At 73.1% G+C, this 26,499-nt stretch carries 26 protein-coding genes; 12 read left to right on the forward strand and 14 right to left on the reverse strand.

All coding sequences use genetic code 11. The features are described 5' to 3' along the window. The first annotated feature begins 24 nt into the window (after positions 1-24). From larC (E4P39_RS11955) to E4P39_RS11960, 3 genes are all read left to right on the forward strand, one after another. Positions 25-978 (forward strand): nickel pincer cofactor biosynthesis protein LarC, encoded by a 954-nt coding sequence (larC, locus tag E4P39_RS11955; RefSeq protein ID WP_280790850.1) that lies wholly within the window; start codon positions 25-27, stop codon positions 976-978. Beyond that, complete coding sequence (gene larC / locus E4P39_RS23215; RefSeq protein ID WP_280790851.1) at positions 975-1,202, forward strand: nickel insertion protein; 228 nt, start codon at positions 975-977, stop codon at positions 1,200-1,202. Before larC (E4P39_RS11955) ends, larC (E4P39_RS23215) begins: the two co-directional genes overlap by 4 nt. Before the next feature lie 68 nt (positions 1,203-1,270). Continuing rightward, positions 1,271-1,918 (forward strand): hypothetical protein, encoded by a 648-nt coding sequence (locus E4P39_RS11960; protein WP_135136798.1) that lies wholly within the window; start codon positions 1,271-1,273, stop codon positions 1,916-1,918. A 2-nt stretch (positions 1,919-1,920) separates the two neighbouring features. Here the strand turns inward: E4P39_RS11960 and E4P39_RS11965 are convergent, their stop codons facing one another. Beyond that, on the reverse strand, positions 1,921-3,018 hold the full coding sequence (locus E4P39_RS11965; RefSeq protein ID WP_135136799.1) for an MFS transporter: 1,098 nt from the start codon (positions 3,016-3,018) through the stop codon (positions 1,921-1,923). Positions 3,019-3,137: 119 nt separating this feature from the next. Between E4P39_RS11965 and E4P39_RS11970 the strand changes: the two genes are divergently transcribed. The 6 genes from E4P39_RS11970 to E4P39_RS11995 all read left to right on the forward strand — a co-directional run bounded on the left by E4P39_RS11970 (position 3,138) and on the right by E4P39_RS11995 (position 6,931). Then, the gene (locus tag E4P39_RS11970; RefSeq protein WP_135136800.1) at positions 3,138-3,491 is read left to right on the forward strand and encodes a hypothetical protein; all 354 of its coding nucleotides are present in this window, start codon (positions 3,138-3,140) and stop codon (positions 3,489-3,491) included. An 83-nt stretch (positions 3,492-3,574) separates the two neighbouring features. Next, complete coding sequence (locus tag E4P39_RS11975; RefSeq protein WP_135136801.1) at positions 3,575-4,171, forward strand: TMEM165/GDT1 family protein; 597 nt, start codon at positions 3,575-3,577, stop codon at positions 4,169-4,171. A 44-nt stretch (positions 4,172-4,215) separates the two neighbouring features. Next, positions 4,216-5,184, forward strand: a complete 969-nt coding sequence (locus E4P39_RS11980) for an ABC transporter ATP-binding protein (RefSeq protein ID WP_135136802.1) — start codon at positions 4,216-4,218, stop codon at positions 5,182-5,184. After that, entirely contained in the window at positions 5,181-5,987 is an 807-nt protein-coding gene (locus tag E4P39_RS11985) for an ABC transporter permease (protein ID WP_135136803.1), read from the forward strand. Before E4P39_RS11980 ends, E4P39_RS11985 begins: the two co-directional genes overlap by 4 nt. Positions 5,988-6,005: 18 nt before the next feature. Next, positions 6,006-6,452, forward strand: a complete 447-nt coding sequence (locus tag E4P39_RS11990) for a YdeI/OmpD-associated family protein (RefSeq protein ID WP_135136804.1) — start codon at positions 6,006-6,008, stop codon at positions 6,450-6,452. A gap of 89 nt (positions 6,453-6,541) precedes the next feature. Continuing rightward, a complete protein-coding gene (locus tag E4P39_RS11995; protein ID WP_135136805.1) occupies positions 6,542-6,931 on the forward strand; it encodes a hypothetical protein in 390 nt (129 codons plus the stop codon). Here E4P39_RS11995 and E4P39_RS12000 read toward each other — a convergent pair. Continuing rightward, complete coding sequence (locus E4P39_RS12000) at positions 6,918-7,793, reverse strand: haloalkane dehalogenase (RefSeq protein ID WP_135136806.1); 876 nt, start codon at positions 7,791-7,793, stop codon at positions 6,918-6,920. The two genes, E4P39_RS11995 and E4P39_RS12000, sit on opposite strands and share 14 nt — an antisense overlap. Positions 7,794-7,887: 94 nt before the next feature. On the opposite strand from E4P39_RS12000, the gene E4P39_RS12005 reads away from it, so the two are divergent. Continuing rightward, positions 7,888-8,640, forward strand: coding sequence for a MerR family transcriptional regulator (locus E4P39_RS12005; RefSeq protein ID WP_135136807.1), 753 nt, complete (start codon positions 7,888-7,890; stop codon positions 8,638-8,640). Positions 8,641-8,718: 78 nt separating this feature from the next. Here E4P39_RS12005 and E4P39_RS12010 read toward each other — a convergent pair whose 3' ends face one another. Together E4P39_RS12010 and E4P39_RS12015 are read right to left on the reverse strand one after the other, a co-directional pair. After that, complete coding sequence (locus tag E4P39_RS12010) at positions 8,719-9,513, reverse strand: methyltransferase domain-containing protein (protein ID WP_135136808.1); 795 nt, start codon at positions 9,511-9,513, stop codon at positions 8,719-8,721. A gap of 145 nt (positions 9,514-9,658) precedes the next feature. Further along, positions 9,659-11,182 carry a glycerol-3-phosphate dehydrogenase/oxidase gene (locus E4P39_RS12015; RefSeq protein WP_135136809.1) on the reverse strand — a complete coding sequence of 508 codons (1,524 nt, stop codon included), beginning with the start codon at positions 11,180-11,182 and terminating at the stop codon, positions 9,659-9,661. A gap of 35 nt (positions 11,183-11,217) precedes the next feature. On the opposite strand from E4P39_RS12015, the gene E4P39_RS12020 reads away from it, so the two are divergent. Next, positions 11,218-12,870 carry an FAD-binding oxidoreductase gene (locus E4P39_RS12020; protein ID WP_135136810.1) on the forward strand — a complete coding sequence of 551 codons (1,653 nt, stop codon included), beginning with the start codon at positions 11,218-11,220 and terminating at the stop codon, positions 12,868-12,870. Between the two features lie 43 nt (positions 12,871-12,913). Here the strand turns inward: E4P39_RS12020 and E4P39_RS12025 are convergent, their stop codons facing one another. Further along, on the reverse strand, positions 12,914-14,362 hold the full coding sequence (locus E4P39_RS12025; RefSeq protein WP_135136811.1) for an FAD-binding oxidoreductase: 1,449 nt from the start codon (positions 14,360-14,362) through the stop codon (positions 12,914-12,916). Between the two features lie 200 nt (positions 14,363-14,562). Between E4P39_RS12025 and E4P39_RS12030 the strand changes: the two genes are divergently transcribed. Then, the gene (locus E4P39_RS12030; protein WP_245159785.1) at positions 14,563-15,810 is read left to right on the forward strand and encodes an arginine deiminase; all 1,248 of its coding nucleotides are present in this window, start codon (positions 14,563-14,565) and stop codon (positions 15,808-15,810) included. A gap of 100 nt (positions 15,811-15,910) precedes the next feature. Here the strand turns inward: E4P39_RS12030 and araA are convergent, their stop codons facing one another. The 9 genes from araA to E4P39_RS12070 form a co-directional block, all read right to left on the reverse strand. After that, complete coding sequence (gene araA, locus E4P39_RS12035) at positions 15,911-17,419, reverse strand: L-arabinose isomerase (RefSeq protein ID WP_245159786.1); 1,509 nt, start codon at positions 17,417-17,419, stop codon at positions 15,911-15,913. Positions 17,420-17,433: 14 nt separating this feature from the next. Beyond that, on the reverse strand, positions 17,434-18,114 hold the full coding sequence (locus E4P39_RS12040; RefSeq protein WP_135136813.1) for an L-ribulose-5-phosphate 4-epimerase: 681 nt from the start codon (positions 18,112-18,114) through the stop codon (positions 17,434-17,436). Next, the gene (locus E4P39_RS12045) at positions 18,111-19,772 is read right to left on the reverse strand and encodes an FGGY-family carbohydrate kinase (RefSeq protein ID WP_135136814.1); all 1,662 of its coding nucleotides are present in this window, start codon (positions 19,770-19,772) and stop codon (positions 18,111-18,113) included. Before E4P39_RS12045 ends, E4P39_RS12040 begins: the two co-directional genes overlap by 4 nt. Position 19,773: 1 nt before the next feature. Beyond that, on the reverse strand, positions 19,774-19,896 hold the full coding sequence (locus tag E4P39_RS23220) for a hypothetical protein (RefSeq protein ID WP_280790852.1): 123 nt from the start codon (positions 19,894-19,896) through the stop codon (positions 19,774-19,776). An 82-nt stretch (positions 19,897-19,978) separates the two neighbouring features. Next, on the reverse strand, positions 19,979-21,031 hold the full coding sequence (locus tag E4P39_RS12050; RefSeq protein WP_209306499.1) for a LacI family DNA-binding transcriptional regulator: 1,053 nt from the start codon (positions 21,029-21,031) through the stop codon (positions 19,979-19,981). Positions 21,032-21,087: 56 nt separating this feature from the next. Further along, on the reverse strand, positions 21,088-22,335 hold the full coding sequence (mmsB, locus tag E4P39_RS12055; protein WP_135136815.1) for a multiple monosaccharide ABC transporter permease: 1,248 nt from the start codon (positions 22,333-22,335) through the stop codon (positions 21,088-21,090). Next, positions 22,332-23,870, reverse strand: coding sequence for a multiple monosaccharide ABC transporter ATP-binding protein (mmsA, locus tag E4P39_RS12060; RefSeq protein WP_135136816.1), 1,539 nt, complete (start codon positions 23,868-23,870; stop codon positions 22,332-22,334). Before mmsA ends, mmsB begins: the two co-directional genes overlap by 4 nt. A 164-nt stretch (positions 23,871-24,034) precedes the next feature. Beyond that, a complete protein-coding gene (chvE, locus tag E4P39_RS12065) occupies positions 24,035-25,192 on the reverse strand; it encodes a multiple monosaccharide ABC transporter substrate-binding protein (RefSeq protein ID WP_135136817.1) in 1,158 nt (385 codons plus the stop codon). A gap of 225 nt (positions 25,193-25,417) precedes the next feature. After that, positions 25,418-26,347 carry a DUF5926 family protein gene (locus E4P39_RS12070; protein WP_135136818.1) on the reverse strand — a complete coding sequence of 310 codons (930 nt, stop codon included), beginning with the start codon at positions 26,345-26,347 and terminating at the stop codon, positions 25,418-25,420. Positions 26,348-26,499: the final 152 nt, after the last annotated feature.

Below are 26,499 nucleotides of genomic sequence, written 5' to 3' on the forward strand. Positions count from 1 at the left end.
GGTGTCGTCCGGTAGGACGACAGTGTGATCGGCTGGCTGGATCTCGCTGCCGGGGCGTCTGGCGACATGCTGCTCGGGGCCCTCGTCGATGCCGGGGTCCCGCTCGACGTGCCGGCGGCCGCGGTCGCCGCGCTGCCGGTGGAGCGGATCCGGCTGGGAACGGAGCCGGTCACCCGCTCCGGGCTGGGGGCGACCCGCGTGCACGTGCACGCACCGGCGTCGTCCACGCATCGGACCTGGTCCGACGTGCGGTCCCTTCTGAACGCCGCCGCGCTGGACCCCGCCGTGCGGCAGGGCGCGCTGGCCGTGTTCGAGCGCCTGGCCGTCGCCGAGGGACGCGTGCACCGCGTCCCGCCCGAGCAGGTGCACTTCCACGAGGTCGGCGCACTCGACGCGCTGGCCGACGTGGTCGGCGTCGTCGCCGGCTTCGCGCACCTCGGGCTCACCCGGCTGACCGCCTCCCCGGTCGCGCTGGGCAGCGGCTCGGCGCGGGGAGCGCACGGCGTCGTCCCGATCCCCGGGCCGGCCGTGCTGGAGCTGCTCGCCGGGATCCCCGTGGTCGCGGGCCCGGTGCCGGCCGAGATGTGCACCCCCACCGGCGCGGCCCTGGTGGCCGAGCTCGTGGACGAGTGGACGACGCTGCCCGCCCTGCGCGTGACCCGGGTGGGTACCGGTGCCGGCGCCCGCGATCCGGTCGAGCTGCCGAACGTCGTCCGGCTGGTACTGGGCGAACCGGTGGAGGCGGCACCGTCGGGGCCGGTCGTGCTCGAGGCGAACATCGACGACCTGGACCCGCGACTGTGGCCCGGCGTCCTGGACGCGCTCCTCGCCAATGGCGCCTCGGACGCGTGGCTGACCCCGATCCTGATGAAGAAGGGCCGCCCGGCACACACGCTCTCGGTGCTGTGCCGCCCCGAGGCCGTCCCGGACGTGCAGGGGCGGTCTTCGCGACGACGTCGACCATCGGGCTCCGGGTGACGCCGGTCGGCAAGGTGGCGCTGGAACGGACGGCGTCTTCGGTCGAGGTGCTGGGCGGCCGGGTGGGCGTGAAGGTGGCCGTCTCCGGCGGGCGGGCGGTCAACGTCAGCGTCGAGTACGAGGACGTCGCCGCGCTGGCCCGCGACCTGGGCCTTCCGGTCAAGGAGGTCCTGCGGGCCGCGACCGCCGCCGCCGCGACGGACTGGCCCGTTCCGTCCCGCTGACGCGTCGGAAGGGCCCCCGCTCCCGGCTGCGGCCCGTCCCCCGCCGCCCGGGCTGGCACTATCGGTGCGTGCCTCCGACCCCTCACCGCCCCGCCGGCGTTCCCTCCGGGCGGGCGACATGGACGCGCCGGCTCGTCCAGCTCTACGCGGCGCTGCTCCTGTACGGCGTCTCCATGGCGCTGCTGGTGCGGTCGGGCCTCGGCGTCATGCCGTGGGACGTGCTGCACCAGGGGCTCGCCCGGCAGCTGGGCTGGTCGCTGGGCACCGTCACCGTCGTCGTGGGCGCCGTCGTCCTGCTCGCCTGGATCCCGCTCCGTGAGCGGCCCGGTCTCGGCACGGTGAGCAACGTCCTCGTCATCGGCGTCGCGGTCGACGCCGCGCTCGTCGTGCTGCCGGCGGCGCCGTCCGTGGCCGCCGGGATGGGCTTCGCCGCGGCCGGGATCCTGCTGAACGCGCTGGCCACGGCGGCCTACATCGGCGTGCGCCTCGGACCGGGGCCGCGCGACGGACTGATGACGGGGCTGGTCCGGCGGACCGGTCGCTCGATCCGGCTGGTGCGCACGTCGATCGAGGTGCTGGTCGTGGCCACCGGCTGGCTGCTCGGCGGCACCCTCGGCCTGGCGACCGTGCTGTACGCGCTGTCGGTCGGGCCGCTCGTGCACGCCCTGCTGCCGCGCGTCTCGGTGCCGGAGCGGACGTCCACCGCGGCGCGCTGACCTCAGCGGCGCTCGGCAGTCGCCCGCAGGCCGATCGCGGCGACCGGGACGACGGCCAGCACGAGAACGGCCGTCGCGGCCACGCCGCCCAGGGCCCACGCGGCGAAGACGAGCAGCGCGGCCAGCTCGATACCGAGCCCCGCGACCGAGGTGAGGGTGGCCCGGTACGGCCCGGTGATGCGGGCCTGCAGCTGCGCCTCGGCCGCCACCAGCACCGCGAGGTAGAGGGCGTAGAAGACGGCCGTCATCACGAGGGCGACCACGGCCGGACTCACGGCCGCCACGACCAGGCATCCCCCGGCGGCGCCGAGCAGCACCTGAAGCATCTGCGGCGGCAGCCGGCCGCCGAGCGCGGCGCCGGCGGCCCCGGCCAGGGCGATCCCGAGGACGGCGAAGGGCACCGCCGTCGGGGGAACTCCCCGGTCCGCGGCGAGGACCGGGAAGTACTCCTCGACGGCGTCCAGGCCGCCGATGAGAGCGATGGCCGGCACCGCGAGCCGCAGGGCCGGGCGGCGGAGCGCCTCGACGACACCGGCCCGCAGGGGAGGCGCGTCCTCGTCGTCGTCCGGAAGGCGCGGGGCCTCGGGGAAGCGGGTCGCGAGCGCTGCCGCCGCCAGGCAGGCGCCGACGCTCGCCCAGCCGACCAGCTCGTACCCGCCCAGCGCGTACAGCGCGCTGGCCGCGAACGCGGTCGGCACCTGCACCAGCAGCTCCGCCGAGGTCATCCAGCCGTACACCCGCCCGAACGAGCCCGCCGCCCCGACGGCCGCGAGCTCGTCGTGCACCAGCGCCTCGCTCGCGCCCGAGACGAACGCGCCGCCCACGCCCCAGATCACGAACCCGGCGGCGAAGACCCAGAAGCCGGGCGCGACCGTCCACACGACGAAGGCGAGCGCCTGCAGGACCGACGCCAGGACGACGGCGCCGCGGCGCGACCAGGCATCGGCGAGCGCGCCCGCCGGCACCTCGGTGACCAGCGCCGTGACCGACCAGATCGCGAACAGCACGGAGATCTGGGCGTCGGACAGCCCCGTGTCGAGGAAGAGCAGCGCGTAGAGCGGGTAGTACGGCACCAGCTCGGACAGCGCGGCCCAGCCCACGGCCAGCCGGGCGAGTGGGCGTGCGGTAGGAGGGAGTCGGTCGGGCGACGGACGTCAACGGAACGGCATGCCGGGACTATGGACCGGGGACGGGTGCCGGGCAAGCCGATAATCCTTCCGTGACCGGCTCCGGACCTGCTCGCGGTGCCTGGCTCGCGGTCGTCGCCGTGAACGCGGTCCTCGCGGTCGCCGCCGCGTTCGTGCTCGTCCCCTGGCTCATCCTCGTGGCGGTCCTGCTCGCCGCTCTCGGGATGGGATCGGTGGACCCGGCGCTGGTGGACGACGGCCTCGCCCCCTGGGTGGTGGCGGCCCTCGCCGGAACCGCGCTCTACGCCGCCGTCGCCCTCTCGGTGAACCTCCTGGTGGTGCGCCGGACCCGGTTGCGGGGCAGGCCCTGGCTCCTCGTCGCCGCGGTCGTCACCGTCGCCGTGGCCGGCCCGCTGGCGGTGTACTTCACGCCCGGCCTCTGGTGAGCTCCGCGTCCTCGATTACCGTGGCGCACTGACGAGAAGAACTGCCCGAGCCCCGCCCGGCAGTGCCGAGTGGAGGAGTTCGAGTGGTCCTGACGGTCATCGCGACCGCGTTCATCCTGGTGCTGCCGGTCGAGCTGCCCGACAAGACGCTGTTCGCCACCCTCGTGCTGGCCACCCGGTTCGCGCCGCTGCCGGTCTTCGTCGGCGTCGGCACCGCGTTCGGGCTGCAGGTGGCCATCGCGGTCACCGCCGGCTCGCTGCTCTCGCTGCTGCCGGAGGCGCTGGTCAGCGGCGTGGTGGCACTGCTCTTCCTGGTCGGCGCCGTGATCCTCTGGCGCAGCGCGAACGAGGGCCCGGAGGACGACGACCTGGCCGAGACCCCCACGGACCCGTCGTTCCTGCGGGCGGCGGCGATCTCCTTCGGCGTCCTGTTCGCCGCCGAGTGGGGCGACCTGTCCCAGCTGGCCACCGCCGGGCTCGCGGCCCGCTACGACGAGCCGTTCTCGGTGTTCGCCGGCGCCTGGGCCGCGCTGCTCGTGGTCTCCGGCCTGGCGGTCTTCCTCGGCCGGAAGCTGGCCGACCGGCTGCCGATCCCGCTCATCCGGCGGGTGGCGGCCGGGTTGTTCCTCGTCTTCGCCGTCCTCGCCGCGATCGAGACGGTCCGCACCCTCACCGCCTGAGATCCGAACGGGGCCCGGCGCCGGCAGTGGCACCATGGGCCGCGATGGAGCCGGCCGTGCAGGTGAGCGAGCTGGTCAAGCGCTATCCCGGCCGGCCCACGAACGCCGTCGACGGCATCTCCTTCACCGTCGAGCGCGGTGAGGTGTTCGGCCTGCTCGGCCCCAACGGCGCCGGGAAGACGACGACGATCGGCGTCCTCACCACCCGGGTGCTGCCGACGTCGGGGAGCGCGAGCGTGGCCGGGGTCGACGTCGCCGCCGACCCGGTGACGGCGCGCAGCCGGCTCTCCGTCGTCCCCCAGCGGCCCAACCTCGACCGCGCGCTCACCGCCCGGCAGAACCTGGTCTTCCACGCGGCCTACCACGGCATCGGGCGGGCCGAACGCAACCGCCGGGCCGACGCCCTGCTCGAGCAGCTGGGTCTCGGCGACCGCGGCAAGGACAAGGTGGACAACTATTCGGGCGGCATGGCGCAACGGCTGCTCATCGCCCGTGCGCTCATGCACGCCCCGCAGGTGATCTTCCTCGACGAGCCGAGCACCGGCCTCGACCCGCAGGCCCGGCTGTTCGTCTGGGACCGCGTACGCGAGCTCCGGGACGGCGGGGTGACCGTCGTCCTGACCACGCACGACATGGACGAGGCCGCGGCGCTGACCGACCGGGTCGGGATCATGGACCACGGGAAGCTGCTGGCCCTCGACACCCCGGCGGCGCTCACCCGCTCGCTGCCGGGCAGCGCCACGCTGGAGGTCGACGTCGAGCGCGCCGAGGACGACACCGACGACGACGTCCTCACGGCGCTGGCGAAGCTCTCGGCTGCCGAGCGCGTGGAGCCGGTGGCCGACGCCGGCGCGCTGCGGGCCCGCATCTACCTCTCCGGGGACGCCGCCGCGCTGGTCGGGCCGGTCTCGGACACGCTGACCGCCCGCAGGGCGCGCCTCACCGGCGTCCGGATCGGGGAGCCGAGCCTCGAGGACGTCTTTCTCAGCCTGACCGGACGGGAGCTGCGATGAGCCTGGTCGCGGACGTGGGGGCGCCGACGGCGCCGAACATGGGCCGGGCGTTCCGGGCCCTGCTCTGGCGCGACGTGTTCGTCACCGGCCGGGAGCTCGTCCCGTTCCTCCTCCAGGTGGTGCTGCAGCCGGTCTTCCTGCTGTTCGTGTTCGGCAAGGTGCTCGTCCAGCTGGGGTTCGCCACGAGCGAGTACTCCGACGTCCTGCTGCCGGGCGTGATCGCGCTGACCGCGTTCCTCACCGCGCTGCAGACCACCGCGTTCCCGCTGGTCATCGACTTCTCCTACACCAAGGAGATCGAGGACCGGCTGCTCGCGCCGCTGCCCACCTACCTGGTGGCGGTCGAGAAGATCGTGTTCTCGCTGCTCCGGGCGCTGGTCGCCGCCGTCGTCATGTTCCCGATCAGCCTGTGGGTGCTCGGCTCGCTGCCGGTGCGCTGGTCCGACGTCCCGGTGCTGTTCCTCTTCCTCGTGCTGGGTTCGCTGGTGGGGGCGTGCGTCGGCATGACCATCGGCACGTTCGTCACGCCGAACCGGATCAACGTGGTGTTCGCCGTCGTCCTCACGCCGCTGCTCTTCACCGGCTCGACGCAGTTCCCCTGGCAGTCGCTGGACTCGCTGCGCTGGTTCCAGGTGGTCTGCGCGATCAACCCGCTGACCTATGTGAGCGAGGCGCTGCGGGCCCAGATGGCGCCGGGGGTGCCGCACCTGCCGCTGTGGGTCTGTGCGCTGGCGCTGCTGGGCTTCCTCGCCGTCTTCGGGATCGGCAGCCTGATCGGGTTCCGCCGCAGGGCGCTGGACTGACTGCTCTAGCCTGCGGGCGTGGAATTCCGGGCGACGATCATCCTCGGTGGCAAGACCGCGACCGGCATCGAGGTCCCCGCCGTCGTCGTCGAGGAGATGGACGCCGGCAAACGCCCACCGGTCGTCGTGACGCTCGGCGGCTACACCTACCGGACGACGGTGGCGCCGTACACCGGGGCGTACTTCATCCCGCTGGCCGCTGAGCACCGCCAGGCCGCCGGGGTGGTGGCGGGTGACGAGGTCGACGTGCGGATCGAGCTCGACACGGCGCCGCGCGAGGTGCCGGTGCCCGACGATCTCGCCGCCGCCTTCGACGAGCCGGCCAGGGCCGCGTTCGACGGTCTCGCCTACACGCACCAGAAGGAGTGGGTGCGCTGGGTCGAGGAGGCGAAGAAGCCCGAAACCAGGACCGCCCGGATCGAGAAGACCGTCGAGTCGTTGCGCGCGGGCAGGAAGACGCGGTAACGGCACCCCGGGGCGTCGATACGGCTGTGCCGGTCCGGACCGCAGGGCTAGCGTCGGGCCTCACCAGCTCGTCCCGGAGGAGGCCTGCCGTGCCCGTGATCCCGGACCTGCCGTGGACGGCGAAGGACATCGGCCCCGGCCCCGGCGTCGTCTACGTCACCCACCTGCACCTGCGCCGGCTGCGCGACGTCCCCGCCTTTCTCCGGACGAGCCGGGCGATCCGCACGCAGACGATGGCCAGCCCCGGCGCCCGCTCCCTCCTGCTCCGGGCGCAACCGCTGGCGCGCCGCTTCACGACGGTGTCGTGGTGGGACGACGAGCCGTCGGCCCGGGCGTTCGTCCGTACCGATCCGCACCGGGCGGCGATGAAGCGCTGGCGACCCGAGATGCGGTACTTCAGCAACCGCGCGCTGCCCGGGACCGCGGGAGAGGTCCCGACGGTGACCGAGTCGGTGGCCCGGGCGGCTAGGGGAGCGTAGGGATCCAGTCGGCCAGCGCCCGGCCGATCTCGTGCGGGGCGTCCTCGGGGACGAAGTGGCTGCCCGTGACGGTCACCTCGGTCAGCGACGGCCAGGTGCGCACCAGCTCGCGCTGCCGGCCGACGAGGATCGACCCCGGTTCGGCGTCGATGAAGAGCTTGGGCACGTCGCTGGTCGCCAGCCAGTCCCGGTAGCGGATCACGACCTCGTGCACCTCGGGCGGCTCGTTCTCCATCGGGATCTGCCGCGGCCAGTCGAGGGTGGGCCGGCGGTCGTCCCTCGTCCGGAACGGTTCCCGGTAGCGCTCGTGCGCCTCGGGGGTCAGCCCGCGGGCGACCGACGCCGGGAGGATCCGCTCGACGAAGACGTTCTTGTCCAGCACGGCGGCCTCGCCGTCCTCGCTGCGCATGAGCTGGAAGATCTTCCGGGCGTCGGCCGGCCAGTCGTCCCAGGTCAGCGGCGTGACGATCGCCTCGGTGAAGGCGATGCCGCGCACCCTCTCCCGGTGCCGCTCCGCCCAGTCGAAGCCGAGGGCGGAGCCCCAGTCGTGCAGGACGAGCGTGACGCGGTCGCCGAGGTCGAGGCGGTCGAGCAGCTCACCCAGGTAGGCGGCGTGGGTGGCGAGCGTGTAGCTGCCGGGGAGCTTGCCCGACTCGCCCATCCCGATCAGGTCGGGGGCGATGCAGCGGCCGAGGTGCTGCACGTGCGGGATCACGTTGCGCCAGAGGTAGGACGACGTGGGGTTGCCGTGCAGGAAGAGGATCGGGTCGCCGGTGCCGACGTCGACGTAGGCCATCTCGGCGTCCCTGACGCTCATCCGCGTGCGGGGGAACGGGTCCTCGGGCGAGACGTCGTCGGCCATGACGGCGATCCTCACACGTCGTCCCGACATTGCACTTGACCCTGACGCAACGTCAGGCTGCACGCTCGTCCCCGTCAGAGAGAGGAGGACGCCGATGAACGTGGGAGACGTGGCCGCGTTGGCCGGCATCACGGTGCGCACGCTGCACCACTACGACCGGATCGGGCTGCTGTCGCCGTCCGGGCGGACGGCGGCCGGCTACCGGCAGTACTCGCCGGCCGACCTGGACCGGCTGCACCAGGTGCTGCTGTACCGCGAGCTCGGGTTCCCCCTCGAGGAGGTGGCGACCCTGCTGGACGACCCGGCGGCCGACCCGGAGGCGCACCTGCGCCGGCAGCACGCGCTGCTGCGGGATCGGCTGGACCGGACGTCGGCGATGGTCGCGGCCGTCGAGAAGGAGATGGAGTCGCGAGCGATGGGGATCTCAATGACCCCGGAGGAGCGGTTCGAGGTGTTCGGCGAGCACGACCCGGCGCAGTACGACGCCGAGGTGGAGGAGCGCTGGGGCGAGACGGAGGCGTACGCGCAGTCGAAGCGGAAGACGGCGGCGTACTCCAAGGACGACTGGCTCGCGATCAAGGCCGAGCAGGAGGAGATCGGGAGCCGGTTCGTCCGGGCGCTGCAGTCGGGCGCCGCGCCCGATTCCGAGGAGGCCATGGACGTCGCGGAGGCGCACCGGCAGTCGATCAGCCGCTGGTTCTACGACTGCTCGCCCGAGATGCACGCCGGCCTGGGCCGGATGTACGTCGAGGACGAGCGGTTCACCGCGACCTACGAGGCGATGGCACCCGGCCTGGCGCAGTACGTCAGCACGGCCAACCAGGCCAACGCCGCCCGCCAGGGGTGATCGCCCCGGCAAGCGTGTGCGCTGACGCCCCGTTCTGAGCCTGGGACGGGGCGTCAGCGCACATCGTCGGGGCGTCGGTCACACGCGGATGAGCAGTTCGCCGTGCAGCATGCCCAGCCAGCCGTCGTCCGCCTCCGACCAGCGCAGCCACGCGTCGGCGATCTCCTCGAGCTCGGCGGTGGTCGCCAGTCCGTAGGCCACCGCCTGCTCGGCGAAGGACGACGCCGTCGCACGGCCCGCCCACGAGCGGCCCCACCACTCCCGCTCGTCGGGCGAGGAGAAGCAGTACGTGCTCGCCGTCGCGACGGTGTTCCGCAGCTCGGCGGCGTGAGCCCACGACACGAGCCGTCGCCCCGCATCGGGCTCGGCATCGTTGCGGCGGGCGACGCGGGAGTAGAGGTCGAGCCAGCGGTCGAGGCCGGGATCCGCCGGGAACCAGGTGGTGGCGGCGTAGTCGACGTCCCGCACGGCGACCACTCCTCCCGGTCGGCACACCCGGGCCATCTCGCGCAGAGCCGCGACCGGGTCGGTCAGGTGCTGCAGCACCTGATGCGCGTGGACGACGTCGAACGAGTCCCTCGCCGCATCGAGGGCGTACACGTCGCCGACCTCGAAGGTCACCTGGACGCCGGCGCGCTCGGCCGCGGTCCGGGCCTCGGCGAGCGGGTCCGCGGAGACGTCGATCCCCACGACCCGGCCGGGTGCCACGCGCGCCGCCAGATCGACCGTGATGGTGCCCGGCCCGCAGCCGACGTCGAGCAGATCCAGCCCGGGCCTCAGAACGGGCAGCAGGTAGGCAGCGGAGTTCTCGGCGGTCCGCCGGCGGTGCGACTGCAGCACCGGCTCCGCGTGCCCGTGGGTGTAGATGTCCACCCCGCGAGTCTGGTCCGTCCGTCCCGTCCAACGGAACCGTCGTCCCAAGCAGTGAGAGCGTCCGCCGGCATTGCGGGCGTTGTGCTGACATTGCGCGTGCTGCAGCACTGCCAACGGTGGAACAGCACCCGCAATGCGCGGCGGCTCAGGGCTCCTCGGCCAGCACGCGCTCGGCCGTCGGGACGGCGCGGGCGCGGTCGGCGGGCACCAGGCCGATGCGGGTGCGGCGGTCCAGCAGGTCGGCCACGCTCCGCGCCCCCTCGTGGCGTACGGCGAACCGCAGCTCCCCCACCGTCTCGGCCCGGCCGTCGACCATCGGCTCGAGTCCCAACCCCGCCACGACCGGCGCCTCCGTCCCGTACCGAGCGACCAGCCGCGCCGGTGCCTCGATGCCCGCCAACGACGCACGGGACGCCGCGCCCACCAGCGGCAACCGCGCCGTGCCCGAGCGAGCAGCACCCCGCCCCAGCCGCTCGACCACGGCGTCCACCGTCTCCTCGGCCATCGCCCGGTAGGTCGTCAGCTTTCCGCCGACCACCGACAGGACCGGTCCGTCCCACCGGAGCAGGTGCTTGCGCGAGAGGTCCGCGGTGGCATCGCCGGGGCCGGTGCCCGCCGAGTCCGGCAGCACCAGCGGACGCAGCCCGGCGTAGGAACCGACGACGTCCGAGTGCGACAGGGGCGAGGTCAGCACCTGGTTCACCGTGTCCAGCAGCTGCCGCACCTCGTAGTCGCTGGGCACCGGGTCGTCGTCCGGCACGGACCCGGACACCGGCTCGTCGGTGAGCCCGAGGTAGACCAGCCCGTCGGGCTGCGGCAGCGCGAACACGTACCGCGAGCGCGAGCCCGGCAGGGGCACGGTCAGCGCGGCCGTCGGCGACCCCAGGCGCGATCCCGGAACCACGAGGTGCGAGCCGCGCGACGGCACCAGCCGGATCGCCGGCGCCAGCCGCTGCGACCACACCCCCGCCGCGTTCACCACCGCCCCGGCCCGCAGCGTCAGCGCCTCGCCGTCGTCCAGCCCGAGGTGCACGTCGGCGCCGTCGACCGCGTCCACCGTCGCGCCGGTCAGCACCTGCGCGCCGTGGGCCGCGGCCGTGCGGGCCAGGGCGATCACCAGCCGGGCGTCGTCGACCAGCTGCCCGTCCCAGAAGACGACGCCGCCCCGCCCGGCCCGCACGCCCGGGACCAGCCGCGAGACCTCCGCCCGCGACACCCGCCGGGTCGACGGCAGCGACCCACGGCCGCCGGGCACCGAGCGCCGGATGAGGTCGGCGGCCCGACCCCCTGCCTCGGCGAGCGCGGTCACCGACCGGCCGGCCACGTCCGGCACGAGGAACGGCAGCGGCCGGACCAGGTGCGGCGCGGTGGTCCCCGTGAGGACGGCGCGCTCGCGGGCGCTCTCCCGGGCCAGCCCGATCTCGCCGTGCGCCAGGTACCGGAGCCCGCCGTGCACGAGCTTCGACGACCACCGGCTCGTGCCCGAGGCGAGATCGGCGCGCTCCAGCAGCACGACCGAGAGCCCGCGGGCGGCCGCGTCCAGGGCGACCCCGGTGCCGGTCACCCCGCCACCCACCACGACGACGTCGACGGAGGAGCCGGACAGGTCGGCGAGCGCGCGGTCCCGGCGCAGGGCGGACAGCGAGCCGGGCAGCGGGCCGGTCACCATGATCGGCCCGGCGGAAGCACCGGCAGACTGTAGCGGTGCCCGAAGAACCGGAACTCACGATCCAGGGGTGGGGACCGACCGACCCCACCGACGCGGGCGGGGACGTCACCCGGGCCCTCCCGAAGCCCGCGCTCAAGTACCTGACCCGCGAGCTGGGCTGGACGCCGCGGTCCACGCCGCCGGTCGCCGTCGACCAGATCCGGCTGGGGCCCTCCCGGCTGTCGGAGGAGGCCCGCTCGCGGTTCGTGGAGCTCCTCGGCGAGGAGAACGTCCGCACCGACCGCGACTCGCGGCTCCGCCGGGCCGGCGGGAAGAGCTACCTGGACCTGCTGCGCCGGCGCGAGGGCGACGCCTCGGACGCCCCGGACGCCGTCGTGCTGCCGGGCACCACCGACGAGACCGCCGCGCTGCTCACGGCCTGCGGCGACCTCGGCGTCGTCGTCGTCCCCTTCGGCGGCGGGACGAGCGTCGTCGGCGGGCTGGCCGGGGTGGACCCCGACGACCGGCCGTCGGTCGCGCTCGACCTGTCCCTGATGGCCTCCGTCCAGTCGCTCGACGTGCCGTCGTCGCTGGTCACGGTCGGGCCGGGCATGCGCGGGCCGGCGCTGGAGCAGGCGCTCGACCAGGCCGGGCTCACCTTCGGGCACCTGCCGCAGAGCTGGGAGTTCGCCACCGTGGGCGGGTACGCGGCCACCCGCTCGGCCGGCCAGAACTCGACCGGGGTCGGCCGCTTCGACGAGCTGGTGGCCGGGCTGACCCTCGCCACGCCGTCCGGGGTGCTGGAGCTCGGCTCCCCGCCCGCATCGGCCGCCGGCCCCGACCTGCTGGGCCTGGCGCTGGGCTCCGAGGGCACGCTCGGCGTCATCACCGAGGTGACGCTGCGGGTCCGCCCGAAGCCGCAGTCCTGCGCGTACGAGGGCTGGTCGTTCCGGTCCTGGGCCGCGGGGCTGGCCGCGCTGCAGCACCTGGCCCGGCACGACCTGCTGCCCGACATCGTCCGGCTGTCCGATCCGGACGAGACCCGGGCCAACCTCCTCATGGCCTCCGGCACGGGCGCCAGGCTGCTGCGCGGGACCCTGCGGACCCGCGGCCACGGCGCCGGCTGCCTGCTGGTGCTCGGCTGGGAGGGGCTGCCGAGCATCGTGCGGGTCCGGAAGGAGGTGGCGTCCTCGCTGCTGCGGGACGGCGGAGCGGTCCGGCTCGGCCGCAGGATCGGGACGTCGTGGAAGGCGCACCGCTTCTCCGCCCCCTACCTGCGCGACCGGCTCATGGACGCCGGCCTGCTGGTGGAGACCCTGGAGACCGCGGCCACCTGGACGGCGCTGCCCACGGTGTACGACGCCGTCCGCCGGGCCCTGCGGGAGTCGCTGACCCGCGACGGCCGGAAGCCGCTGATCATGAGCCACGTCTCGCACGGCTACCCGACCGGCGCCTCCCTCTACGTCACCGCGCTGGCCGACCTCGACGACGCGCTGCCGATCCAGCAGTGGCTCACCGCCAAGCGGGCGGCGACCGACGCGCTGCTGGGTGCGGGCGGCACGCTGACCCACCACCACGCCGTCGGCGCCGACCACCGCCCGTGGATGGAGCGGGAGATCGGGCCGCTGGGCGTCGAGGTGCTGCGCGCGGTCAAGCAGCGCCTCGACCCGCAGGGGATCTGCAACCCCGGCGTCCTGCTGCCCGACTGAGCACGGGCCGGGAGCGCAGGGTGGCCGCGCTCCCGGCCGCTCGTCAGATGGCGTGGCCGAAGGAGAAGACGCCCGCCGGGTCGACGGTGCGCTTGACCGCCATGAGCCGCCGCTGCGTCTCCGCCGGGTAGGCGTTCAGCACCTCCGCCGGACCGGTGACGTCACCGAGGAAGTTGGTCAGCACCCCCGGCGCCGCCCACGGCATGAGCGCGCGCAGCACGCCCTTGCCGACCGCGGGGACGACCTCCGCCAGCTCGGGGACGGCGGGGCCGAGGACCAGCACCGAGTACGCGCCCTCGCGTCCGGCGACCGCGTTCGGCACAGCTGCCGGCCGGCCCAGCGCCCCGCCCATGAGCCGGATCTCGGCCATGATCAGCGGGATCTGGACCTGCGGGCCGGCGGCCTCGAGCAGCGCCTCGACCGTCTCGTCGGTCAGCTCCGCGAGCAGCATGCCCTTCTCCCAGGCCGGCAGCGGGTCGACCGGGTCCATGTGGATCGAGTCCATCTCGGTGGGCAGGATCGGGCCGACGAAGCCGAGCAGGATCGTCCCGGTCGCCTTCATCGGCGCGATCAGCCGCTCAGCCTCCTCGACGTCCTTCCCGGAGTAGGCGTAGCGGAGGTGGACGACGGTCTGTCCGCGCAGCGGCGGGGGCAGCTCCTCCATCGGGGGCATCCGCAGGATCGCCACCGAGGTGCTGACCTCCTCCGGCAGCTCCGGCGCCCACTCGCGGAAGGCGTGCAGGACCGCGGCGGCGTCGGCACCGGCGAAGAAGATGCCGCCGGCGTAGAGCGACCCGACCGGCACCAGCTCGATCTCCAGCGCCGTCACGATGCCGAGGTTGCCCTTGCCGCCCCGGACGGCCCAGAACAGCTCGGGTTCCGCCTCCGCGGTGACCCTGCGCAGCCGGCCGTCGGCGGTCACGATCTCGACGGCGGTGATGTGGTCGGCCGCGAAACCGTGCTTGCGCCCCAGGGAACCCATGCCGCCGCCGAGCGAGTAACCGACGACGCCGACGTCGGACGACGATCCGCACAGACCCGCCAGCTCGAACTCGGCCGCGGCCTCCAGCACCCGGTGCCACTTGACCCCGGCCTGGACGCGGGCGATGCGGCGGTCGGGGTCGATGGCCACGCCCTGCATCCGGCGGGTGGTGATCATCAGCGAGCCGGCGGCGTTGCGCACCGGGCCGTGGCCGGTGGCCTGGACGGCGACCTTCAGGTCGTGCGCCACCGCCCAGGAGACGGCCGCCACGACGTCGGCGGCGCAGGTGGCGCCCACGGCGATCGCCGGGGTGTGCTGGACCGCCAGGTTCCACGTGGCGACCTCGGCGGCCATGCCGTCGTCGCCGGCGGCGTGGACCGGACCGTGGACGCGGCTGCGGAGGTCGTCGACGTCGGCTGCCGGGATCGACGGAGCCAGCGTGTCCAGGACGTCGTCGTGGATGGTGGCGACCAGGTACTCGGGCTCGTCGTGGAGCTCGGTGATGCTCATCAGGGGGGTTTCCTCTGGGCAGTGCCGCGGCGGGCGCCGCGGGGATGATCTGGACGGGAGGAAGAGTCGCGACGACCGCTTGCCGGATACTTGCGGCGGACTTGCGGTGACCCGCCGGCGGGGGCTCCCCTCCGCGGCTGGGTCACGGCTCGGCCCTGCGGACGGGCGGAGGGACGACGGCCTGTGCGAGCCTCTGGACCGTGATCGAGACCGGGCCGGCCGACCGAGCTACGACCCCCGCCGTGGGCGCCACCAGCGAGGTGGGCCGGCTGCGCACCGTTCTGCTGCACCGCCCGGGGCCCGAGCTGCGGCGGCTCACCCCGCGCAACAACGACCAGCTGCTCTTCGACGGCGTCCCCTGGGTGGGGCGTGCGCAGGAGGAGCACGACGCCTTCGCCGCCGCGCTGACCGACCGCGGCGTCGAGGTGCTGTACCTCGACCGGCTGCTCGCCGAGGTGCTGTCCCTCCCGTCCGCCCGGGCCGAGCTGATCGCCGCGGCGGTGGACGACCCGCGGCTCGGCGGCACCCTGCAGCGCATCGCGACCGCGCATCTCGGTGACCTGGCGCCCGAGGACCTCGCCGGCACCCTCATCGCGGGCCTCGCCCACGACGAGCTCCGCGGCGGGAGGGGGCTGGCCTACGAGGTCATGGACCGCGGCGACTTCGTCGTCCCGCCGCTGCCGAACCTGCTGTTCACGCGGGACTCCTCGGTCTGGGTGGCCGACGAGGTCGCGGTGACGTCGCTGGCCATGCCGGCGCGGCACCGGGAGAGCACGATCACCGCCGCCGTCTACACCCACCACCTGCGTTTCGCCGGCGTGGAGCAGCTCTACGGCGCCCGCCTCGAGCACCTCGAGGGCGGCGACGTCCTCCTGCTCGCGGAGGGGGTCGTGGCCGTCGGCGTCGGGGAGCGGACCACGCCCGGCGGCGCGGAGCGGCTGGCCCGCCGGGTGTTCGCCCGCGGACTGGCGCACACCGTCCTCGTCGTCCCGATCGCGCAGCAGCGGGCGACGATGCACCTGGACACGATCTGCACGATGGTCGACGTCGACGCGATGGTCATGTACCCCGCCGTCGCCCACTCGCTGATGGCCTGGACGGTGACCGTCCCCGACGGCTCCCCCGCCGAGGACGACCGCGCCGAGCTGTCGGTCACCGGGCCCCAGCCGTTCGTCGTCGCCGCGGCCGCCGCCATGGGGATCGACCGGCTGCGCGTCATCGACACCGGCCTCGATCCGGTCACCGCCGAGCGCGAGCAGTGGGACGACGGCAACAACACCCTCGCGCTGGCCCCGCGCCTGGCCGTGGCCTACGAGCGGAACACCGTCACCAACGCCGCGCTGGAGGCGGCCGGCATCGAGGTCGTGTCGATCGCCGGCTCGGAGCTGGGCAGCGGCCGCGGCGGCCCGAGGTGCATGTCCTGCCCCATCACCCGCGACCCGCTCTAGCCGGGACCTTCCGCGCGGAAAGTCCCGCCCCGGCGCCCGCTTTCGGTACCGGAAGCGGAGCCGTCCGGCTCAGCTTCCGGTACCGAAAGCGGGTCGGCGGTCAGAGGCCCTGGGCGAGGCGGTGGTAGGCGGCGCTCCAGCGCAGCTCCTTGGCGAGCGAGCGGCGCGTGGTGTCGGCGTCGATGAGCACGAGCTCGGTCGAGAACACCTCGGCGAGATCGGTCAGCTCGTCGGCGCCCAGCTGCGTGGTCAGCACCGTGTGGTGCGGGCCGCCGGCGGTGAGCCAGCCCTCGGTCGCCGTCGGGAAGTCCGGCCGGGGCTGCCACACCGCACGGGCCACCGGCAGGTTCGGGAGCGCCTCGGAGGGCTCGACGACGTCGATCTCGTTGGCCACCCAGCGGAACCGGTCGCCCAGGTCCGACCAGCCGATGACGACACCCTCGGCGGCGGCCGCGGTGAACACCAGCCGGGCCGGGTCCTCGCGGCCGCCGATGCCCAGCGGGTGCACCTCGAGCCGCGGCTTCTCCCCGGAGATGGTCGGGCAGACCTCGAGCATGTGGGCGCCGAGGATCCGCTCGTTGCCGGGGTCCAGGTCGTAGGTGTAGTCCTCCATGAACGACGTCCCGCCGGGGAGGCCGCTCCCGGCGACCTTCAGCACGCGCAGCAACGCCGAGGTCTTCCAGTCCCCCTCGCCACCGAAGCCGTACCCGTCGGCCATCAGCCGCTGGACGGCGAGACCGGGCAGCTGGCGCAGCCCGCCCAGGTCCTCGAAGTTCGTCGTGAACGCGCCGAAACCGCCGTCGACGAGGAACGACCGCAGGGCCGCCTCGATCCGGGCCTGATAGCGGACGGCGTCGTGCTGCGGGCCGCCGGGCGCCACGTCGGACGACAGCTCGTAGAGGTCGCCGTACTCCTCGATCAGCGCGTCGACGGCCTTGTCCTCGACGGCGTCCACCACCGCGACCAGGTCGTTCACGCCCCAGGTGTTCACCGACATGCCGAAGCGGATCTCGGCCTCGACCTTGTCGCCCTCGGTCACCGCGACGTTGCGCATGTTGTCGCCGAACCGGGCCAGCCTCAGGCCGCGCGCGGCGGCCGCGCCCGCCGCCGCCCGGGCCCACGACCCGATGCGGGCGCGCACGGCCGGGTTGGAGACGTGCCCGGACACCGTCGTCCGGGGGACGCGGAGGCGGGTGAGCATGAACCCGTACTCCCGGTCGCCGTGGGCGGCCTGGTTCAGGTTCATGAAGTCCATGTCGATCGTCGCCCAGGGCAGGGCGGCGTCGGCCTGCGTGTGCAGGTGCAGCAGCGGCTTGCGCAGCGCGTCCAGCCCGGAGATCCACATCTTGGCCGGGGAGAACGTGTGCATCCACGTGATGACGCCGAGGCAGGAGTCGTCCTCGTTCGCCTCCCCCATCGCCCGGCGGATCGCGCCGGCGTCCTTGAGGACGGGCTTCCAGACCACCCGCACCGGCACCTCGGCGGCGTCCTCGAGCGCGGCCGCAACCCGCTGCGACTGCTCCGCGACCTGCTGGAGCGTCTCCTCGCCGTACAGGTTCTGACTGCCGGTCAGGAACCAGATCTCGCGACCTTCGAACGGGGCAGTCACAGGGGAGTCCTCTTTCATCGTTGTCCGTACACGTTCTGGTACCGGGCGTAGAGCGAGTCGATGTCGGCCTGCGCGATGGGGATCGGCTCCCCGAGCTGGCGCGAGAGGTGCACGGTGCGGGCGACGTCCTCGGCCATGACCGCGGCCTTCACTGCGGCCTTCGCGGACGGCCCGATCGTGAAGACGCCGTGGTTCTGCATGAGCACGGCCGGCGAGCGGTGGTTCTCCAGGGTCGCCACGATGCCCTGCCCGATCGAGTCGTCGCCGATCAGCGCGAAGGGCCCGACGGGGATCGGGCCGCCGAACTCGTCGGCCATCGCCGTCAGCACGCACGGCACCTCCTCGCCGCGGGCCGCCCAGGCGGTCGCGTAGGGGCTGTGCGTGTGCACCTGCCCGTGCACCCGGGCCAGGGTCCGGTAGACGTAGGCGTGCGCCGCGGTGTCGCTGGACGGCGCCCGGACGCCGTCCACGACCTCGCCGTCCAGATCGCAGACTGTGATGCCCTCCCAGTTCAGGGAGTCGTAGGAGACCCCGCTGCCCTTGATGACGAAGAGGTCCTCGCCCGGCACCCGTGCCGAGACGTTGCCCGCCGTCCAGGTCACCAGCTCGTTGCGCACCAGCAGGGAATGCAGCCCCGCGACGTGCTCGCGCAGCTCCCGGTGCGTGCCGCGCTCGGTCAGGGTGGGAACGGTCATGCCGGCTGCTCCTCGGTCAGGACGGCGGAGGTCGTCTCGGTCTCGGCGGCCGGCGGGGTGCCGACCGCCAGGTGCTCCACGGCGGCCCGCTCGACCGGGAGTGCGGCGACGTACCGCCGCATGAACGCGTCGAAGCCCGCGACGTCGACCGGATCGGGTTCGACGGTCTGCAGGCTCGCGCCGGCGAAGACCGCGGTCTCCAGGTAGTCGGCCAGGCTCATGTCCGATCCGCTGGCGGCGAAGGCGGCCAGGACGGCGATGCCCCAGGCGCCCCCCTCGCCGGCGACGTCGCCGACCGAGACGGGGGTGTCGATGGCCGCGGCCAGGAAGCGCTGCCCGACGCCCGCGGTCTTGAACAGGCCGCCGTGCGCGAACATGCGGTCCAGCCGCACACCCTCGTCCTTCTGCAGGACGTCCATGCCGATCCGGAGCGTGGCGAGGGACGAGAACAGCTGCGTCCGCATGAAGGTGCTCAAGCTCAGCCGGCTGTCCGGGGACCGCAGGAAGAGCGGACGCCCCTCCTCGAGCCCGGTGATCGGCTCCCCGGAGAGGTAGTTGTAGGCCAGCATCCCGCCGCCGTCGCTCGCACCGTCCAGCGCGGCGGTGAAGAGGGTCTCGAAGACCTGGGACGAACTGACCTCGCTGCCCAGCGCCCGGGCGAACTCGGTGAACAGCCCGGCCCAGGCATCCAGCTCACTCGCCCCGTTGTTGCAGTGCACCATGGCCACCGGGTCCCCGGCCGGCGTGGTGACCAGGTCCAGCTCGCGGTGCACCCGGCCGAGCTCTCGCTCGAGCACGACCATGGCGAAGATCGACGTCCCGGCGGAGACGTTGCCGGTGCGCGGGGCGACCGAGTTGGTGGCGACCATCCCCGTGCCCGCGTCACCCTCGGGGGGGCAGAGCGGGATGCCGGGGCGCAGCCGCCCGGTCGGGTCGAGCAGCGCCGCGCCCGCCGCGGTGAGCGTGCCGGCCTGCTGGCCGGCGATCGCGATGGCGGGCAGCAGCCCGGCCAGGCTCAGCTCGACGCCGGCCTCGGCGGCCAGCTGGTCGAACCGGGCCAGCATCGTGGCGTCGTACCCACCGGTGGCGGCGTCGATCGGGACCATGCCGCTGGCGTCGCCGATCCCGAGGACCTTCTCGCCGGTGAGCTGCCAGTGCACGTAGCCGGCGAGAGTCGTCAGGTGATCGAGCCGGCCGACGTGCTCCTCGCGGTCCAGGATCGCCTGGTAGAGGTGCGCGACGCTCCACCGGTGCGGGATGTTGACGCCGAACTCCGCGCTGAGCCGCTCGGCGGCCCGGCCCGTGTTCGTGTTGCGCCAGGTACGGAACGGCGTGAGCAGCGCACCGTCGGCGTCGAACGCGAGGTAGCCGTGCATCATCGCCGAGACACCGAGGGCCCCCACCGAGGACAGCTCGACCCCGTGGCGTCGCCGCACGTCGTCGGCCAGGGCGGCGAGGCTCCGCTGCACCCCGGTCCAGACGGCGTCCAGCGAGTACGTCCACAGCCGGTCCACGAACTGGTTCTCCCAGTCGGAGCTGCCGACGGCGAGCGGAGCGGAATCCGGACCGATCAGCACCGCCTTTATCCGGGTCGACCCGAGCTCGATCCCCAGGGCCGTGCGACCGCCGGTGATCGCTGCGCCGGCATCCGTCGTCATGTCAGGAGACCCTTCCGCCCGCCGGGACAGGCCCGGTTCCAGCGACCGGCACGACGACCGCCCGGCCGGACCCGGTGTCGAGGTCGACGCCGGTCACGACGGCGTCCGGGTCGTCCTGGTGCATCAGTCCTCCTGCGCCCGGCGGGGTCGACGACGGTGGGACGGAGCCGGTGCGGCGACTGATGTTAGCGCTAACATCCGCGTGGTCAACCCCTCTCCGGGCGCGCGGAACCGGCCCGCGAGGGTCCGCTGCTGCCCCGCACCACGAGCGTGGGCGGCACGGGGTCCGGATGCAGGTCCTCGCCCTGTAGCCGGGCGAGCACCAGCTGCACCCCGCGGCGCCCCAGCTCGGCGAAGTCCTGGCGCACCGTGGTCAGCGGCGGGGTGAAGTAGGGCGCCTCCGGCAGGTCGTCGAAGCCCACGACGCTGACGTCCTCAGGCACCGAGAGCCCCTCCTCGTGCAGCGCGGCGAGCAGCCCGAGCGCCATCTGGTCGTTGGCCAGGAACACCGCCGTGACGTCGTCCCCACCCCTGACCCGGGCGGCCAGCTGCTTGCCCGCCGCGTAGCCCGACGAGGGCGTCCAGTCGCCGGCGAGCAGCCCGGGCACGGGAGCGCCGGCGGCGCGCAGCTCCGAGCGCCAGCCCTCGATGCGCGCCCGCGCCTCCTGCGAGTCGGCGGGGCCGGTGACGTGGTGCACCGTGCGGTGCCCCAGGTCCAGCAGGTGCCGGGTGGCCAGGCGCGCGCCCGTCTCCTGGTCGACGCCGACGGCCGGCCGGTCCTCGACCCCGCCCACCTGGACGGCGACGAGCGGTACCGGGGCGTCGATCGCGGTCAGCGCCTCGGCGGCGTCGTCGTAGGTGCTGAGCGCGACGACCGCGTCGACCGACTGCGCGACGAAGCGGTCGACGGCCTCCCGCATCGCGGCGGCGGTGGCGTCGTCCAGGATCGTCACGCTGAGCGCGTAGCCGGCGGCCCGGGCGGCCTGTTCCAGACCGAGCATCGTCTGGGCCGGGCCGTACTGGCTGATGTTGACCGTGACCAGCCCGATGGTCCGGGTCGATCCGGTGACCAGCGCGCGGGCCGCGATGTTCGGCCGGTAGCCCAGCTCGGCGATCGCCCGCTCCACGCGCGCGCGGGTCCCGGGCGCGACGCTGCGGTGGCCGTTGACCACCCGGGAGACCGTCTGGTGGGACACCCCGGCCCGGGCGGCGACGTCCGCCATCACCAGCGGCCGGCCAGCGGCCGCCTGGGGCTGCACCGTTCCTCCTCGGGTCCTCGATCCGCCGCTGCCGGGGGCCCTCCCCGGCCGGCGCTTCAGCGGGACGCGCCGGCGCGGCGCTTGTTGTAGACGTCGAACGCGACGGCGAGCAGCAGGACGAGGCCCTTGATGACCGACTGGATCGGCTGCTCCACACCCATGAGCTGCATGCCGTTGCTCATCACGGCCATGATCAGGCCGCCGACCATCGCCCCGACCACCGTGCCGACGCCACCGGTGACCGCCGCGCCGCCGATGAACGCCGCCGCGATCGCGTCCAGCTCGAACATGTTGCCGGCGCTGGGCTGCGAGCCGTTGGAGCGCGAGGAGTAGATGATCCCGGCGACCGCGGACAGGAAGCCCATGTTCACGAAGATCCAGAAGTTGACGACCTTCACCTTGACGCCGGAGAGCTGCGCCGCAGCCAGGTTGCCGCCGATGGCGTAGATCTGGCGCCCGAAGACGCTCCGCTTCGAGATCACGCCGTAGGCGAGGATCAGCACAGCCAGGATGATCAGCACGATCGGCAGGCCGCGGGCGTGGGCCAGCTGCCAGGCGAAGTACATGACGACGGCGCCGACGGCCACGACCCGGGCGACGAACAGCGGGAACGACTCGACCGGCTGCTGGTACTTGATCCGGGCCAGGCGGGTGCGGAATCCGCTGAACGCGTAGCCGCCGACGGCGATGACGCCGATGAGCAGGGTGAAGGCGTCGTAGCCGTCGCCGCCGATGAGTCCGTTGAGGAAGCCGCTGGCGACCTTGCTGTACTCCGCGGGGAACGGCGACAGCGAGACGTTGCCGAGCACCTGCTGGGTCATGCCGCGGAACAGCAGCATGCCGGCGAGGGTCACGATGAACGCCGGGATGCCGACGTAGGCCACCCAGAAGCCGTGCCAGGCGCCGACCGCCAGGCCCACGGCGAGCGCGGCGAGGACGCCGACCCACCACGGATAGTCGTTCTTGATGACCAGGATCGCCGACACCGCCCCGGTGAGGGCGACGACCGAGCCGACCGACAGGTCGATGTGGCCGGCGATGATCACGAGGACCATCCCGATCGCCAGGACCAGGATGTAGGAGTACTGCAGGACGATGTTCGTGATGTTGCCGGGGCTGAGCGACAGGCCGTCGGTGATGATGGCGAAGAGCACCACGATCGCGGCGAAGGCGACGTAGATGCCGCTGGTCCGCAGGTTGCGCGTGATCAGCTGCCGGACGTCACTGGTCCCGGTGTGCAGGGCGACGGCGGGCGCCGGCTCCTGCGGGGTGGGGTCGGCTTCCGGCGGCGCGGTCCTGGTCATCCGACGAGCTCCCTCTCCTTGGTCATCAGTTCCATGAGGCGTTCCTGGGTGGCCTCACGCACCGGAAGCTGACCGGTGATCCGGCCGGCGGACAGCGTGTAGATGCGGTCACAGATGCCGAGCAGCTCGGGCAGCTCGGACGAGATGACGACGACGGCCTTCCCGGCGTCGACCAGGCGGTTGATGATCGTGTAGATCTCGTACTTGGCGCCGACGTCGATCCCGCGGGTCGGCTCGTCGAGGATGAGCACGTCCGGGTCGGTGAACAGCCACTTCGACAGGACGACCTTCTGCTGGTTGCCGCCCGACAGCTTCCCGACGACCGACATCACGCTCGGCGCCTTGATGTTCATGCTCCGGCGGCTCTCCTCGGCGACCTTGGTCTCCTCGTTGCCGTTGACCCAGCCCCGCCGGGCGAGCTTCTTCAGGCCGGCGGCCGAGACGTTGCGCCGGATGTCCTCGATGAGGTTGAGGCCGTAGCGCTTGCGGTCCTCGGTCGCGTAGGCGATGCCGTGGCCGATCGCCTCCGAGACGGTGCGCGCCTGCACCTCGCTGCCGCGGATGAACACGCGCCCGGAGATGTTGCGGCCGTAGGAGCGGCCGAAGATGCTCATCGCCAGCTCGGTGCGGCCCGCGCCCATGAGGCCGGCGATGCCGACGACCTCCCCGGCGCGCACCGTGAAACTGGCGTCCTCGACGACCTTGCGGTCCTGCGTGGGGTGCCAGACGGTCCAGTCCTCGACCCGCATGACCTCCTCGCCGGGTGAGGAGACCCGGTCGGGGTAGAAGCTCTCCAGGTCGCGGCCGACCATGCCGCGGATGATGCGCTCCTGGGTCACCTCACCGGCGTGCAGGTTCAGCGTCTCCACCGTCTTGCCGTCCCGGATCACGGTCACGTTGTCCGAGATCGCGGTGATCTCGTTGAGCTTGTGCGAGATCATGATCGAGGTGATGCCCCGCTCCTTGAGCTTGCGGAGCAGGCCCAGCAGGTGCTCGGAGTCGGTGTCGTTGAGCGCGGCGGTGGGCTCGTCGAGGATGAGCAGCCGCACGTCCTTCGAGAGCGCCTTGGCGATCTCGACCAGCTGCTGCTTGCCGACGCCGAGCTGGCCGACGGGGGTCACCGGGTTCTCGTGCAGGCCGACCGAGGCCAGGAGCTTCGCGGCGTCGGCGTTCGCGAGGTTCCAGTCGATCAGGCCGGTCCGGCCACGACGCTCGTTGCCCAGGAAGAGGTTCTCCGCGATGGACAGGTACGGGACGAGCGCGAGCTCCTGGTGGATGATCACGATCCCGACGTGCTCGCTGTCGCGGATACCGCCGAAGTGCACCGGACTGCCGTCGAAGACGATCTCGCCGTCGTAGTCGCCGGCGGGGTACACCCCCGACAGGACCTTCATGAGCGTCGACTTGCCGGCGCCGTTCTCACCGCAGATGGCATGGATCTCGCCGCGGCGGACGTTCAGGTTGACGTCCTGCAGCGCCTTCACGCCGGGGAACGTCTTGGTGATGGAACGCATCTCCAGGATGTTGTCGCCCATGGGCTCCGTCGTCCTCGTCCTCGTCGTCGAGTGCGGTCTGGTGCGGTGTTCAGAGTGTGGGCCCTCGCGGGCCGTCGCGCGGGATCGAATCCGTCCCGGGTGGTGCGGCCGGGCTCGGCAGCGGTCGTCGCCGCCGAGCCCGGCCGGTCAGGGGATCCCTGCGGTCAGTCGGCGGCCTGGCCGGCCTCGACCTCTTCGGCCGTCCAGTACTCCGACTCGATCAGCACGGGCTCGATGTCGTCCGCGAAGACGGTCTCGACCGGCAGCAGGTAGGACGGGATGATCTTGACACCGTTGTCGTAGTCCTCGGTGTTGTTGGCCTCCGGCTCGTTGCCCTCGAGGAACGCCTTGGCGGCGACCACGGCCTGCTCGGCGAGGAGTCGGGTGTCCTTGAAGATCGTGGAGCTCTGGACACCGTCGGCGATCAGCTTGACCGAGGCGATCTCGGCGTCCTGGCCGGTCACGATCGGCATCGGGTTGGCGCCACCCTCGGTGGTCGGGCCGTAGCCCGCGTTCTGGAGGGCGGTGATGATGCCGCGGGACAGGCCGTCGTAGGGCGAGAGGACGCCGTTGACCTTCGTGCCGTCGGCGTAACTGCCGGTCAGGAGGTCCTCCATGCGCTTCTGCGCGGTCTCCTGCTGCCAGCGGAGGGTCGCGACCTGCTCGATGTCGGTCTGACCCGACTTCACGACGAGCGTGCCGTCGTCGATCTTGGGCTGCAGGACCGACATGGCACCCTCGAAGAAGAAGAAGGCGTTGTTGTCGTCCAGCGAACCGGCGAACAGCTCGATGTTGAACGGCCCGGTCGCCGTGCCGTCGGGGGCGTCGTCGTTGGCGATGCCGAGCCCGGTCAGGAGCGCGTTGCCCTGGGCCACGCCGACCTTGAAGTTGTCGAAGCTGACGTAGAAGTTGACGTTCTCCGAGTCACGGATGAGCCGGTCGTAGGAGATGACCGGGATGTCGGCGTCGGCCGCCGCCTGGAGCTGGGTGCTGAGCGCTGTGCCGTCGATCGCGGCGATGATCAGCGCGTTCACGCCCTGGGTGATCATCTGGTCGACCTGCTGCGACTGGGTGGGGATGTCGTCGTTGGCGAACTGGAGCTTGACCTCGTACCCCTCGGCCTCCAGCTGCTCCTTCACGGAGTTGCCGTCGGCGATCCATCGCTCGGAGGTCTGCGTCGGCATCGAGACGCCGATCGACAGGTCCTCCGGGGCGCTGGCGCCGCCGCCGCCCGACGAGCCGCTGCCCGCGCCCTCGCCACCACAAGCCGCCAGGGAGAGCGCCGCTGCGGCACCCATGGCGGTGAAGAGCTTCCTGCTCACTGAGTCTCCTCCTCGAGAATCTGCCGCCTCGACTCAGCGGCCATGCCCGCATCGGCGCGGGCCGGACCAATGTGAGCGCTAACACGACTCCGCGTCAACCCCCTGCGCGCCCGCAAGATGTCACTTTCGCGTAACGCTCGCGCCACCCCGGCGTGCACCGAGATGCCCCTCCGCCGCTCGCCCCGGACGGCCGTCACCGAGACGCGGGCGCGTGATGACCCAGGGTCAGCGGAGGGTGATCTGCCGGGCCAGCAGTCCGGCCCGCGCCCGCCGCTCGTCGGAGGTCAGCGGGGCCGACGACGTCATCGCCGTCTCGAGCCGGGCCTGGAACTCCGTCGCCGGGCCGATCCAGTCCTCGGCCGGGGCGTCGGCCGGCAGGTCCCAGACCGGGACGACGAGCCCGAGGGCACGGAAGGCACCGGCGTAGCGGGTGCCCTCGCCCAGGGTGAGCTGCTCGGCGGCAGAGAGCCGGGCCAGCGCGTCGAGCAACGGCTCCTCCGCCTCGGGCCGCACCCAGCGCAGGTGCGCCCGCTCGTTCCCGGGGCGCACCCAGTACGCGGCGTCCAGACCGGCCAGGCGCACCGTCGGCAGGATGGCCTCGTTGGCGTGCTCAAGCCCGGACAGCGCCGCCGGGCCGGGATCGGTGCCTTCGAGCCAGAACGCGAAGGTGTCGTGGACGGTCACCTCGAACGGGGCGGACACGTCCAGCAACTCCTGCAGTCGCGGTCCCTCTCCCACGCCGACCGGGCCCATGTCGACCGGGGCTCCGGCGGGCGCCTCGAGCGCGGCCGCCAGCGCGGTGCCGATGTCCCGGCTGACGTCGTCGGAGGAGGCCTGCATCTGGACGCCGAGCAGGATCTCGCCGTTCGCCCGGACCAGGGCCGGGGCGCCGCCGGGCAGCACGCTGGCCAGGGTCACCTCCCGGCCCTCCGTCGTCCTCAGCCTGGCCGTGGCCGCGGGCACCAGCTCGCGGAGCGCCACCCAGTCGGCCTCGCCCGGCAGCCCTTCGAAGGGCCGCGTGACCGGCGGCGCGTAGCCGGAGCCGTGGCAGTGCTTGTACCGGCGGCCCGATCCGCACGGGCACGGAGCCTTGGGGTTCACGCCCTCCGGGGGAGCGGAGGCGGAGGGACGCTTGCGGGTGGAGGAGCGGGCCATGCCGTCGAGCGTAGGTGGGGCGGAACCGGCGTCGATCCGGCCCCACGGGACACCGGTCCGCGGCGAGTACGACGAACTCGTGGCCATCACGCGCTGATGGCCACGAGTTCGTCGCGGTCGACGCCAGGACCCGCGGTGTGGCCGACCTTCCT

This window comes from Blastococcus sp. CT_GayMR19 (assembly GCF_004570385.1).
In the GTDB taxonomy this organism is placed as follows: Bacteria; Actinomycetota; Actinomycetes; order Mycobacteriales; family Geodermatophilaceae; genus Blastococcus_B.